This is a genomic window from Dorea longicatena (assembly GCF_025150085.1).
In the GTDB taxonomy this organism is placed as follows: Bacteria; Bacillota; Clostridia; order Lachnospirales; family Lachnospiraceae; genus Dorea_A; species Dorea_A longicatena.
The window spans coordinates 399,052-413,718 of record NZ_CP102280.1; the positions used below are offsets into that span (position 1 = coordinate 399,052).

General features: G+C 37.8%; 8 protein-coding genes. 7 read left to right on the top strand and 1 reads right to left on the bottom strand.

Features of this window, described 5'->3' with window-relative positions; all coding sequences use genetic code 11:
- Positions 1-261 precede the first annotated feature (261 nt).
- The 4 genes from NQ508_RS01930 to NQ508_RS01945 all read left to right on the top strand — a co-directional run bounded on the left by NQ508_RS01930 (position 262) and on the right by NQ508_RS01945 (position 6,237).
- Positions 262-1,497, top strand: coding sequence for an ABC transporter substrate-binding protein (locus NQ508_RS01930; protein WP_155115951.1), 1,236 nt, complete (start codon positions 262-264; stop codon positions 1,495-1,497).
- Positions 1,494-3,191 (top strand): sensor histidine kinase, encoded by a 1,698-nt coding sequence (locus NQ508_RS01935; RefSeq protein ID WP_006426123.1) that lies wholly within the window; start codon positions 1,494-1,496, stop codon positions 3,189-3,191. Before NQ508_RS01930 ends, NQ508_RS01935 begins: the two co-directional genes overlap by 4 nt.
- Complete coding sequence (locus tag NQ508_RS01940) at positions 3,172-4,698, top strand: response regulator (RefSeq protein ID WP_006426122.1); 1,527 nt, start codon at positions 3,172-3,174, stop codon at positions 4,696-4,698. Before NQ508_RS01935 ends, NQ508_RS01940 begins: the two co-directional genes overlap by 20 nt.
- Before the next feature lie 96 nt (positions 4,699-4,794).
- Positions 4,795-6,237, top strand: coding sequence for an MFS transporter (locus NQ508_RS01945; protein ID WP_006426121.1), 1,443 nt, complete (start codon positions 4,795-4,797; stop codon positions 6,235-6,237).
- A 229-nt stretch (positions 6,238-6,466) separates the two neighbouring features.
- Here the strand turns inward: NQ508_RS01945 and NQ508_RS01950 are convergent, their stop codons facing one another.
- Positions 6,467-7,540, bottom strand: coding sequence for a M24 family metallopeptidase (locus NQ508_RS01950; RefSeq protein WP_006426120.1), 1,074 nt, complete (start codon positions 7,538-7,540; stop codon positions 6,467-6,469).
- 339 nt (positions 7,541-7,879) lie between these two features.
- Here NQ508_RS01950 and NQ508_RS01955 point away from each other — a divergent pair, with 339 nt between their 5' ends.
- From NQ508_RS01955 to cas1, 3 genes are all read left to right on the top strand, one after another.
- Positions 7,880-9,121 (top strand): dicarboxylate/amino acid:cation symporter, encoded by a 1,242-nt coding sequence (locus NQ508_RS01955; RefSeq protein WP_006426119.1) that lies wholly within the window; start codon positions 7,880-7,882, stop codon positions 9,119-9,121.
- A gap of 654 nt (positions 9,122-9,775) precedes the next feature.
- Positions 9,776-13,798 carry a type II CRISPR RNA-guided endonuclease Cas9 gene (gene cas9, locus NQ508_RS01960; RefSeq protein ID WP_006426118.1) on the top strand — a complete coding sequence of 1,341 codons (4,023 nt, stop codon included), beginning with the start codon at positions 9,776-9,778 and terminating at the stop codon, positions 13,796-13,798.
- Positions 13,795-14,667: a type II CRISPR-associated endonuclease Cas1 gene (gene cas1, locus NQ508_RS01965; RefSeq protein ID WP_006426117.1), complete on the top strand. Its 873-nt coding sequence runs from the start codon at positions 13,795-13,797 to the stop codon at positions 14,665-14,667. Before cas9 ends, cas1 begins: the two co-directional genes overlap by 4 nt.

The window sequence follows — 14,667 nt, forward strand, 5'->3', positions numbered from 1 at the left end:
GATGCCCGAAAGGAAAAAAGTTATGAAAAAGAAAAATGATATATATAAACTCGGTTGTTGTTTTTAGTGAATAACCGAAGGATTTTTTAGGCGAAGTCAGATCAGATAAAAGATGATTCATATTTCTGATACCTGAGTGACTTCTTTGTTGTTGATGATTATATCATACATGGTAAATGTTTCTAATTTGTGTTATAGGCCTAAAGAAAATATGAAAAATCTTAAGATAATCTGTAGGAAATCTAAAAATGGAGAAAGACGATGAAGAAAACCAGAAAATACATTTCTGTCTGCCTGTGTGTGGTAATGTTTGCCAGCATGTGTCTGTGTGTAGGCTGTCAGAAAAAGGCGGAAACAATAGAAAAAAAGAAAAAACAGATAGAACTGTGGCACTACTGGGATATTCCGGGTAACCAGCAGCATCTGGAAGAACTGGTAGATCAATTTAATCAGTCACAGGATGAAATAGAGGTTAAAGTGTCTTATATACCGGATGAAGACTTTAAGAAACAGCTGGCACTGTCCATGGCGGAAGAAAAGATGCCGGATATTGCACTGGTAGATTCCTCTGATTTTCAATTCCTTCATCAGATGAAACCATTTGCAGATCTGACGGATGAGATCCCGGAATTACGGGAGTATTCAGAAAAAGCGCTGGCACCATGTTCCGTGAATGGCAGAATCTATGGTCAGCCGTTTGGAGTGAACTGTACGGCAATGTTCTATAATAAGAAGATTCTGGAGAAAGCAGGATGCAAGGTTCCGGAGAATTGGGAAGAATTCAAAGAGGTTGCGGAGAAGGTCAGTGATAAAACGATAAAAGGCTTCGCGATCACGGCACTGCAGACAGAGGAAAGTATGTATGAGTTTCTTCCGATTCTGTGGTCCATGGGTGGAGATATCCATAGCATCAATACAGCAACCGGGCAGCAGGCATTTTTATTCTTAAAAGAGATGGAGCAGGAAGGAAGCTTAAGTCTGCAGAGTATTTCCCTTACGATGGGAGATCTGACGAATCAGTTTATAAAGGGAAAGATCGCAATGATGTTCAATTCCTCTATGGCAATCGACAGTATCCGTGAAGGCAATCCGGATCTTGAATTTGGTGTTGCGGCGATTCCATGCGGGAATCCACAGGTTACGGTGGCCGGAGGAGAGATTCTGGCGGTGGCAGATAATGAAAATAAGGAATATGCGATTCAGTTTTTGAAATTTCTTGCAGACAAAAAGCGGATGAAAGAGTACATAGATGAGTTCGGATTTCTTGCACCAAGGCAGGAGATTATGCAGCAACAGTTTGAAAATGATAAGGAAAAAGGGACATTTATAGATCTGTATCAGAATGCCAGGACAAGAGAGATCAGCAGAAACTGGCCGCAGATCTCACTGACACTTTCGGATACCTTAAGAGAAATCCTGGTAAATGAAAACGATTCACAGACTATACTGGACAAAAGTGCAGAAAAGATAGAGAGTATTGGAGCAGAAAACAGATGAAAAAGAGAAAGAAAAATCTCCGGCAGATATTAATACCGGCATTTATCATTACGGCATGTATTCCGCTTGCTATTTTTGCACTGATATCGCAGGAGAGATTAAAGACAAGTACATTAGAGAATATGAACAATCAGGCAGAGGCTGACCTGCAGAAAGCAAATCAGAGCCTGAATATGACGCTGGATAAATACGAAACGTTACTTTATGCTATTACAACAGATGAAGAATTTCTGAGCTTTGTAGTAAATGCAAATGATTCGGAAGAAATTCCGGAAGCGGATGCATATAATATGAGAAGAGATTTTTCCCATATCTGTAATAGAAATGAAGGAGTTGACGGAATCCAGCTTGTGCTTTCAGACAAGAGGCGGATATTTTACGACCGACTGTCGTCATCTTCGGTGAATAGTACATGGATGGAAAAGGTAAAAATTCCGGATGAGACAAAGCTGCTGTCCTATGATGTTGATAAAGATACGGACAATCCTGAGCGTATGTTTCATATCGGGAGAAAGGTGGTTAATTACTGGGATATCAGTGAGGATCTAGGATATGTAATCCTGTCTGTCAATCTGGATGAACTGGAATCGGTATTAAGCGCAGGAAAAGGGTCCAGAGTATATCTTGTGAAAGACGGAGTGATCGTAGGGGCAGAAGATACAAAGATGCTTGGCCGGCAAGAGAAGGCTTTGGATAGTGCAAAGGTTAATCAGAAGGCAATCAAAAATGCCAGAAGCGGCTGGTCGATCCTCTTATGTCAGTCGATCCGTGAATATCAGAAAGCAATTGAAGAACAGGTGATATTCTGGATCATGGTAGCGCTTGCTGTTCTGCTGATCTTTGTCCTTCTGATCTATCGTGTTACCAAACCGGTCATGATATCGGTAAATGACATTGTGGATGCAATGAAAAATCTCGAAAAAGATAATTTCCGGGAAAAGCTTGAAGTCAAAGAAAAAGACAGTACAGAGATTCAGGAAATATCTGAAGGATTTAATGAAATGTCGGAACGTATCCACAATTTGATCGGACAGGTAAAAGAATCGGCAATGGAGCAGAAGAATGCAGAAATCTCTGCATTAGAGGCTCAGATCGATCCACATTTCCTTTATAATATTCTGGATACGATCAACTGGAAAGCAATTGAGAATGAACAATATGAGATCAGCGAGATGTTGGTGGCACTTGCGGACATCCTGCGCTATGCGATCAATGATGCCGGTGAATTTACCACAATTGATGCGGAAAAAGGATGGCTGGAAAAATACATCCTTCTCCAGCAGGAAAAACTGGGGGAAGAGATTGAACTGGAATTTAAAATTCAAGATTCGTACGGGAAATGCAAGATTCACAAGATGCTGCTGCAGCCATTTGTGGAGAATGCGATCAAATATAGTTTCCGTGGTTATGAAGGAGCACATCGTCTGACGATCGAGGTATCCAAAGCGGAAGAACAGATGCATATTATTATCGCAAACAACGGCCGGCATATAGAAGAAGATCAGTTGAAAGACCTGAATATGGGAAAAGAGATCAAGAATCATTTTGGAATCTCGAATGTAAGAAAACGTCTGAAACTTTATTACGGAGAAGATGCAGTGATTTATTTTGAAAATGTATCTCCAAGTGGAGTGAAAGTACATTTGTTTGTGCCATTGCAGGAGGAACAAAAAGATGAAGATAGCAGTTATTGAAGATGAAAAACCGATCAGAGAAGGACTTGTACATATTTTAAATAAGATAAGTCCGGAATATCAGGTCGTAGGCAGTGCGAAGAATGGAGCAGAAGGACTGATACTTCTGGAAGAGGAAATGCCGGATCTGATCATGTTGGATATCCAGATGCCGGATATGGATGGATTGCAGATGCTGAAAGAAGCACGGGCAAGAGGAATCTATACAAAAGTGATTATTCTTACAGCTTACTCGGATTTCAGCTATGCGAAAAAAGCAATCGAACTGGGAATTGAAAATTATCTGCTAAAACCGGTGAATCTGACAGAACTAAAGAAAACGCTGGAAAAAATTAAAGAAGAGTTATTTGTAGAACAGAGGGGAAAGAATTCTCTTTCATTGGAAAAGATTCTGAAGGATATCCTGGATGGTGAATATGAGAAGAATGAAAGGCTGGACGCTGTGCTGGCAGATAATTATGGAATCATTCAGGGACACAGCCTGTATTGTATGTACATTTTCCTTGGAAAATATTATGAAAGTGAGAAGAAAGAAGTCGGATTATTTCTGGAGGAATTGAAAGAACACAATCCGGAACGGAAACTGTGCTGGCTGCCTCGTGAAAAACAACAGGCTGCATTGGTCTGCTTTTATGGTGAGGAAGATGTCAGTAAATTATTGAAATACGTAAAACATTCGGTAGTACCGGCATGTTCCGTAAGACTACATGACCGTGGCGTATTTACATGGAAGGAATGTAAGGGACTTAACAGACTGACTGAGACAGAGCTGGAATTAGAAAAGGCATGTGGCTGGCATCTGATACTCGGAGACAGGGTATTGATTGAATGCGAGAAAATTCTACAGATGAGAACGTATCAGTTCATTTATCCGGCAGAGCTGGAAAACAGGGCCAGAAGTGCAGTAATACATATGAATGCAGAAGAATTTACCGGTTGTTTTCAGAAATTCATGAAATATGGACGCATAGAAGTACACAGTCCACAGGAACTCAGAGAAGTGTGTATCCGTTTCGCATATGCGATAATCAATACAGCCAAGGAGTGTGGCACATTGCGGGATGAGGAATTGATGGTTCAGAGAGTGTTAAAGACAATCTTAGGTGCAGTTTCCTGGGAGGAGATAGAAGCAGTCATGATGGAATTATTCTCCAGGATCGAGATAAGTCAGATCAACCAGACATCTTCTGAATATCTGGTACAAAAAGCACTGACAATTATGAAAGAATGTTATAGTGACGGGATTACTTTGGAAGAAACAGCCAGAAGACTTCATGTTACAGAGCAATATCTGGGAACACAATTAAAGAAAGAAACGGGGACTTCCTTTACGGAGACGGTACGAAAATTTAAAATCATGCATGTGAAAGAATTACTTCTGGATACAGATCTGAAATTAAATCAGATAGCTGCAATGACTGGATTTTCCAATCCAAAGTATATGAGTAAAGTATTTAAACAGGAAGAAGGGATGCTTCCAAATGAATACAGGCGGATTAATGCATAACAGTTTATAAAATTACTCCTTTCCGAAAAAATTGCTCCTTTTTAAAATTTGGATTCTGATATAGTGGGTTCAGAACAAAAAAGAGGAGGAATTAAGATGGAAGCGGTTGATAAAATATCCGTCGGAGTGAGTAAAGAAAAAGCCGGACAGAATACACAGGAAGCCATCACAGAGAATGCGGATGGAATGAAAGTATCTCTGGGAGAGAAAATCTGTTATGGAGTAGGTGATATCGGAGCAAATCTGGTATGGACAACGGTAGCCTCTTTCCTGACGATATATTGTACTGATGTGGCAGGTATTGCTGCAGGAGTAGTAGGAACACTGATGCTGATCGCCAGATTATTCGATGGCGTATCGGATCTTTTTATGGGAATCATTATAGATAAGACGAACACCAGATGGGGAAAAGCCCGTCCGTGGGTACTCTGGAGTGCGCCACCGCTGGTCATCAGCCTGATCATGATCTTTACAGTACCGGACCTTGGTGCAAATGGAAAAGCAATTTACCTGTTACTTGTATACATATTCCTTGCAGCGGTATGCTTTACAGCATCTAACCTTTCTTATAATACAATGCTTTCACTGGTAACCACAGAGCAGCACGACAGAAATGTCATGAACACGATCCGTTTTGAATTTACCATGATCGCACAGCTTGTGATTAACGTGATCACGATTCCACTGGTACATTTCCTTGGAAACGGACAGCGTGGCTGGACATGCATGAGTATCGTGTATGCAATCGTAGCACTTGGAATGTTCATCACAACATTTGCCGGAACAAAAGAAAGATACAAACCAATCAAAAAAGAAACAACAGCGAAGAAGAAGACACATCCGCTGAAAACAATTAAGATCCTTTGCAGAAATAAATACTTTATCCTGATCACACTTGCATTTGCAGTGATCTATACATCGCTTGGATTAACCGGAGGATCCAGAATCTACTATGCAAAATACGTATTAGGGGATGAGATGCTGAACAGTACAATGACCATGTTCAACTATATCCCGACCATCCTTACGATTATGTTGATCCCGGTATTTACAAAAAGATTCGGAAAGATCAAAGCACTGTTTGTAGGATTCTTATTCTACGCAGCAGGACTGGTGCTTGAAATCGCAGGACCTGTTAATCTTCCAATGATTTACACTGGTCTGGTGTTACAGGGAATCGGACATGCGGCATTGTATTCATGCCTGTTCGCAATTGTCGGAGATGTCGTAGATTACAGTGAATGGAAAGACGGAATCCGTGAAGAAGGAATTACTTATAGTGTGACAAGCTTCGGACAGAAGATCGGAACCGGACTTGGAACAGCAGCACTTGGATGGATCCTGGCAGCCGGACATTATGACGGAACAGCAGCCGTTCAGTCAGCAAGTGCAATCTTCGCAATCAAAGGACTGTTCCTGTATCTGCCACTGGTGATTACAGTGATCGTTCTTATCATCTGGTACTTATTCATGGGAATTGATAAGATCTATCCGACAGTCAGAAAAGAACTGGATGAGCGTAGAGAAAAGGCTGAGTAAGAAAAAGCTGAGCAAGAGAAAGCCGAGTCAGAAAATATAGAATAGAAAATGTGAACTTGAATGGTAATTAGGAATAAGCCGGAAGATGTAATGTCTTCCGGCTTATTTTAATCGCCATGCGTTCGGAAGAAGCTGCCTGTGGCAGGTTCTGTAGATACAGAAAACTTTGGCACATAAAAAGGCAGGAAACGAAGTCCTGCCTTTAAAAAATAATATGTAAGATTTAAAATTAACCAACAATGCGGTATTTCTTATCTACAGCATTCAGAAGTTCATGTCCGTCTTCTGTTACGAGAACAAGGTCCTCAACACGAACACCGTATTTGCCTTCGATGTAGATACCAGGCTCGATAGAGAAGATCATACCAGGTTCAGCCACATTCTTGTTGATCGGGCTTACATCACCATATTCGTGGTCTTCCTGTCCGATGAAGTGTCCAAGACGGATTCTCCAGTACTCACTGTATCCAGCTTCGTCAATCAGATCTCTTGCCTGAGCGTCGATATCGCAGAAACGCATACCAGGTTTGATAACAGCTTCTGCTTTCTCAACTGCTGTACGAACCAGATCGTGGATAGCAGCCTGCTCATCATCTACGCTCTTGCAGTAGAATGTTCTTGTCATGTCTGAGCAGTAACCTTTCCATACACAACCCATATCGATCAGGACACATTCTCCGGCTTTCAGAGTTCTTGTCTCACTTGGTGTATGGTGCTGGTCAGCAGCGTTAGGTCCGAAGCATACGATTGTATCAAAGCTTACTCCGCTAGCTCCCTCTTTCAGGTACTCAGCGTCGATGAAGTCAGCAACTTCTTTCTCTGTCATACCTTCTTTGATGAAATTAGCAACTCTTTCCATAACCGTATCATTGATCACAGATGCATGTTTCATGATCTCGATCTCCTCAGCGTTTTTAACAGCACGAACACCGTCTACGCAGTCAGATCCCCATACAGTCTTCATCTCAGGGCAGCGCTCCTGAAGTGGAATGAGGAAACGTGCAGGCCATGTCTTGTCAATACCAAGAGTGCTCTTTGTATCGATGTGCTCCATCAGAACACCGATCTGGTCATCCATGTCACTGAACCATACTTCTTCGAATCCTGTATTTGATACATAATACAGATAGTTCAGGAATAATGTATGCTTTCCACTTGTTCTAAGTAACAGGGCATATAATCTTTCCCCAGGATTTACCATGATTCCTGTTAAAAAGCGGATGCTCAGTGGATCAGATACCAGTAACTGATCAATTCCTTTCTCTTTCATTTTTTCCAATACGCGGCTAATTCTTTCGTCCATTGTTAAAATGCTCCTTCCTGTGCGTTTTGTTAAAAATCCTATTTAAGATAATAACATGAATTGGCTAAAATGACTAGAATTTTAGTGAATTTAAAGGATTAATTTTTGAAATGTTCTGACAACAATTTCTAATGTTTATCATATTGACTTTAATAGAACAATGTGATAATATATTAAAGATAATGAATGGGCATTACACAGTATGGTAATGCCCATTTTTTTATTGCTATGCATTCGTAAGGAGCATGTTGATAGCAAGGTTTATAAATACGAAGGTATACGTATAAGAGTAATTTTTTGAGAATGCTCTTGTAAAAAGAGAGGAAGAGGGTAGGAAATATGAAAGAAAAGAAAAAATTATCACTGGCTGCACAGATATTCATTGCACTGGTTTTGGCGGTCATTGCAGGATTACTGATGCAGAAATACGCAAATTTTGCGGAAACTTATATCAAGCCATTTGGTACGATCTTTCTGAATTTACTGAAATTCATTGTCGTTCCGATTGTACTGTTTTCCATTATGTGTGGAATTATTTCCATGAAGGACATTAAAAAGGTCGGATCGATTGGAGCAAAGACAGTCGTTTACTATATGTGTACGACAGCATTTGCCATTACATTCGGACTTATTGGGGCAAATATGTTCAAAGGAGCATTTCCGAAGATTGCGACAACAGATCTTTCTTATAAAGCAGATCAGACGATCTCACTGATGGATACGATTGTAAATATCTTCCCATCAAATTTTGTATCACCGATGGTGGAGGCAAATATGCTCCAGGTGATCGTGACGGCACTGATTCTTGGATTTGGAATTATCCTTCTGGGGGAAGGTGAAAGAAATACAAGACTGGTAACAGCCTGTAATGATCTGAATGATGTATTTATGAAATGTATGGAGATGATCCTGAAGTTATCACCGATTGGTGTGTTCTGTCTGCTGAGTCCGGTCATTGCTTCAAACGGGCCGGCGATCATCGGTTCACTCGCGATGGTACTTCTGGCTGCTTATGTATGCTACATCATCCATGCAGTAGTTGTATATTCGTTTGCAGTAAAGACAATGGGTGGAATGAGCCCGTTAAAATTCTTTAAGGGAATGCTTCCGGCAATCATGTTCGCATTCTCAAGTTCTTCATCTGTCGGAACACTTCCGATTAATATGGAATGCGTAGAAAACATGGGAGCATCCAAAGAAGTATCTTCTTTCGTACTTCCGCTTGGAGCTACGATTAACATGGACGGAACTGCAATCTATCAGGGCGTGTGTGCGATCTTTATTGCATCATGCTATGGCATCCATCTGACGCTTCCGCAGATGCTGACGATGATCCTGACTGCAACGCTGGCTTCCATCGGTACTGCAGGAGTTCCGGGAGCAGGTATGGTTATGCTCGCAATGGTACTTGCCTCAGTCGGACTTCCGGTTGACGGAATCGCACTGGTTGCCGGCGTGGACCGTATCTTTGATATGGGACGTACGGTGGTTAATATTACAGGGGATGCGTCTTGTAGTATTATTGTTTCGAATATGGAACGGAAGAAAGATGCAAAGAGAGAAATCGCGAACGGTCTGTAGATCTGCAGAACCAGTCTGGATGGAGTTTTGTGGCTTTTTTAGTGTCCCTGGTGGCTCGTAATAAGAATGAAATAATAGGTGTTTCCAGTATGTGTGCTGGAAGCACCTATTATTTTTTGCTTTTTAAAGCTGTTTGGGTGTTACCCGGTAATTGGGCAAAAAAATAGGACTGCATTGTTTGGGAGGAGTGCAGTCCTGAGGAAAAAGTTATGAAAAAGATTTAAATGTTTTGTTCTCTTGAACAATTATTAGTATAGAGGCGAATTGTGATGAAAGTGTGATGGAAGTGGGGAGAAAATGTTAATAATTTGAGATTGGAAAATAACGGAAGAAGAAGTTTAAAAAATAATTATAATATATAAGGTGAGGAGACTATACCACACCTTATATATTATAATTAATGAAAGAACGGTAGTGATAAATTTATTGAAAAAGTAATAAAAAATAGCTTGGATAGTTAGTAAAGAAGATATATACTATAAATAAAAAAAGCCTGTATTACTACAGGCTCATCCACACACTGTGGGTCACATCAAGTGACGATTTGAATTAAATTCTTATTTGAACTTATGATGTAAATTTAGTATGGTACTAAACTTGTTTTTAGTATAAATCAGCAATATGAAAATGTCAACAAAATAGGAGGAAAATTTTATGGAACAGGAGTACTATTTAGGACTGGATATGGGAACCGGATCTGTAGGATGGGCTGTTACAGATTCGGAATATCATGTCTTGCGTAAACATGGAAAAGCACTATGGGGAGTCCGATTATTTGAAAGTGCATCGACAGCAGAAGAACGAAGAATGTTCCGAACATCAAGAAGAAGACTAGATCGAAGAAACTGGAGAATTGAAATTTTACAGGAAATTTTTGCAGAGGAAATAAGTAAGAAAGATCCAGGATTTTTCTTGCGAATGAAAGAAAGCAAATATTATCCAGAAGATAAGCGAGATATCAATGGAAATTGTCCGGAACTGCCATATGCATTATTTGTTGATGACGATTTTACAGATAAAGATTATCATAAAAAATTTCCGACAATTTATCATCTCAGGAAAATGTTGATGAATACAGAGGAGACACCGGATATCCGGTTGGTGTATCTGGCAATTCATCATATGATGAAGCATAGGGGCCATTTCTTGTTATCTGGTGACATTAATGAGATTAAGGAGTTCGGAACGACATTTTCAAAATTGTTGGAGAATATCAAAAATGAGGAATTGGATTGGAATCTTGAACTGGGAAAAGAAGAATATGCTGTTGTAGAAAGTATTTTAAAAGATAACATGTTAAACCGATCCACAAAGAAAACCAGATTAATAAAAGCATTAAAAGCAAAATCAATATGTGAAAAGGCTGTACTGAATTTATTGGCTGGTGGAACGGTGAAATTGAGTGATATATTTGGTCTTGAAGAATTAAATGAGACAGAAAGACCGAAGATTTCCTTTGCTGATAATGGATACGATGATTATATCGGAGAAGTTGAAAATGAGCTGGGAGAACAATTCTATATTATAGAGACGGCAAAAGCAGTGTATGACTGGGCGGTATTAGTTGAAATATTGGGAAAATATACGTCAATTTCAGAAGCGAAAGTAGCAACGTATGAAAAACATAAATCGGATTTACAATTTTTGAAAAAGATAGTTCGGAAATATCTGACAAAGGAGGAATATAAAGATATTTTTGTAAGTACGAGTGACAAATTGAAAAATTACTCTGCTTATATAGGAATGACGAAAATAAATGGAAAAAAGGTTGATTTGCAGAGCAAACGGTGCAGTAAAGAAGAATTCTATGATTTTATTAAGAAAAACGTACTTAAAAAGCTAGAAGGACAACCTGAATATGAATATTTGAAAGAAGAGCTAGAAAGAGAAACATTTCTACCAAAACAGGTGAACAGGGATAATGGTGTAATACCGTATCAGATTCATTTGTACGAGTTGAAAAAGATATTAGGAAATTTACGGGATAAAATAGACCTCATTAAAGAGAACGAAGATAAACTGGTTCAATTATTTGAATTCAGAATTCCGTATTATGTTGGTCCGCTGAATAAGATAGATGACGGAAAAGAGGGAAAATTTACATGGGCTGTACGGAAAAGTAATGAAAAGATATATCCATGGAATTTTGAAAATGTAGTTGATATAGAAGCAAGTGCAGAAAAATTTATCCGGAGAATGACAAATAAGTGTACATATCTGATGGGCGAAGATGTATTGCCGAAGGATTCATTGCTTTACAGTAAATATATGGTTTTAAATGAATTAAATAATGTAAAGTTGGATGGCGAAAAATTATCTGTAGAATTGAAACAACGGTTGTATACAGATGTATTTTGTAAGTATCGGAAAGTAACTGTAAAGAAGATAAAAAATTACTTGAAATGTGAAGGTATCATATCCGGCAATGTCGAAATAACTGGAATTGATGGTGATTTTAAGGCATCGTTAACGGCATATCATGATTTTAAAGAAATCTTGACAGGAACAGAATTGGCTAAAAAGGACAAAGAAAATATTATTACCAATATAGTATTGTTTGGAGATGATAAAAAGCTGCTGAAAAAGAGACTGAATCGATTATATCCTCAGATTACGCCGAATCAGTTGAAGAAAATATGTGCGCTATCCTATACAGGCTGGGGAAGATTTTCTAAAAAGTTCTTAGAAGAAATAACAGCTCCAGATCCGGAAACGGGAGAGGTATGGAATATCATTACGGCATTGTGGGAATCGAATAATAATCTGATGCAATTATTAAGTAATGAATATCGGTTTATGGAAGAAGTCGAAACATACAATATGGGAAAACAGACTAAAACATTGTCGTACGAAACAGTAGAGAATATGTATGTTTCTCCATCTGTGAAAAGACAGATATGGCAGACGCTGAAAATCGTGAAAGAATTAGAAAAAGTAATGAAAGAATCTCCGAAACGTGTATTTATTGAGATGGCGAGAGAAAAGCAAGAAAGTAAGAGAACCGAATCGCGTAAAAAACAACTAATAGATTTGTATAAGGCTTGTAAAAATGAAGAAAAAGATTGGGTAAAAGAACTGGGAGATCAGGAAGAACAGAAATTACGAAGCGATAAGTTGTACCTATATTATACGCAAAAGGGTCGTTGTATGTATTCTGGCGAGGTAATAGAACTGAAAGACTTATGGGATAATACAAAATATGATATTGATCATATATATCCACAATCTAAAACGATGGATGACAGTCTTAATAATCGCGTATTGGTAAAAAAGAAATATAATGCAACAAAATCAGATAAGTATCCATTAAATGAAAATATACGACATGAGAGAAAAGGCTTTTGGAAGTCACTGTTAGATGGAGGGTTTATAAGTAAAGAAAAATATGAACGCTTAATAAGAAATACAGAATTGAGTCCGGAAGAATTAGCAGGATTTATTGAAAGGCAGATTGTTGAAACGAGGCAGAGTACAAAAGCTGTAGCGGAAATATTAAAGCAAGTGTTTCCGGAAAGTGAAATTGTATATGTCAAAGCAGGTACGGTTTCAAGATTCAGAAAAGATTTTGAATTACTGAAAGTTCGAGAAGTGAATGATTTGCATCACGCAAAGGATGCGTATTTAAATATTGTAGTTGGTAATAGTTATTATGTGAAATTTACTAAGAATGCATCATGGTTTATAAAAGAAAATCCGGGACGTACTTACAACTTAAAAAAGATGTTTACATCAGGTTGGAATATTGAACGAAATGGAGAAGTTGCATGGGAAGTCGGGAAAAAAGGAACAATTGTAACGGTAAAACAAATAATGAATAAAAATAATATATTGGTGACAAGACAGGTTCATGAAGCGAAAGGTGGGCTGTTTGATCAGCAGATTATGAAAAAAGGAAAAGGTCAGATTGCTATAAAGGAAACTGATGAACGTCTTGCATCAATAGAAAAGTATGGAGGCTATAATAAAGCTGCCGGGGCATATTTTATGCTGGTAGAATCTAAAGATAAAAAAGGAAAAACAATTCGAACGATAGAATTTATACCATTATATTTAAAGAATAAAATCGAGTCGGATGAATCAATAGCATTGAACTTTTTAGAAAAAGGCAGAGGTTTGAAAGAACCAAAGATACTATTGAAAAAAATTAAGATTGATACATTATTTGATGTGGACGGATTCAAAATGTGGTTGTCTGGAAGAACAGGGGACAGACTACTATTTAAATGTGCAAATCAATTGATTTTGGATGAGAAAATAATTGTAACAATGAAAAAAATTGTAAAGTTTATTCAAAGGAGACAAGAAAATAGAGAATTAAAATTATCTGATAAAGATGGAATTGATAATGAAGTACTTATGGAAATATATAACACTTTTGTGGATAAGTTAGAAAACACAGTGTATAGAATACGATTATCCGAACAGGCAAAAACGCTTATAGATAAACAAAAAGAATTTGAAAGGTTATCACTAGAGGATAAAAGTAGTACTTTGTTTGAAATTTTACATATTTTTCAGTGTCAAAGTAGTGCGGCCAATTTAAAAATGATAGGCGGACCTGGAAAAGCAGGAATATTAGTTATGAATAATAATATAAGTAAGTGTAACAAAATTTCTATTATAAATCAGTCTCCAACAGGAATTTTCGAAAATGAGATTGATTTGTTAAAGATATGAGTTGGCGTATAGTTGTTATTTCTAAACGAGCAAAACTGGATTTACAATTAGGATATATGGTTGTGCGAAGTGAAGAAGTAACAAAGATAGTTTTAAGCGAGATTTCTACAATATTAATCGAATCTACAGCGGTTTCAATAACGACGAGTTTAATTGCAGAATTAGCAAAAAGAAAAATTAAAGTGATATTTTGTGATGAAAAAAAGAATCCGTCATGCGAACTGGTAAATTATTATGGAAGTCATGATACGAGCAACAAAGTCAGAAAACAGATTGCGTGGAAGCAGAATACAAAAGAAACAGTGTGGACTGAAATTGTTACAGAAAAAATAAGGAAACAAAAAGAATTATTGGAATTATTAGGAAAGGAAGAATCGGCACTACTTGATAGCTATTTAAAAGAGATTGAATGGAATGACAATACAAACAGGGAAGGACATGCTGCAAAGGTATATTTTAATGCGATGTTTGGATTAGATTTTACTCGTACAGAAGACAACTATATTAATGCTGCTTTGAATTATGGCTATTCCATTATTTTGTCTACATTTACACGTGAAGTCGTATCAAATGGGTATATTACACAACTGGGGATTTTTCATGATAATATGTTCAATCAGTTTAATCTTGCGTCTGATTTAATGGAACCATTTAGAGTTCTGGTTGATCAGGAAGTATATAATATGAGACTTGAACAGTTCGAGCATGAAGAAAAGATGTTGTTAGTAAATATACTAAACAAAGAAATTCAGATTGATGGAAGAATTCAATATGTAAATAATGCAATAAAGATTTATTGTAAAAGTATATTTGATGCGTTGAATGAAGATGATAGTGCGTTGATTCGATTTTATAAAATTGAGCTATAG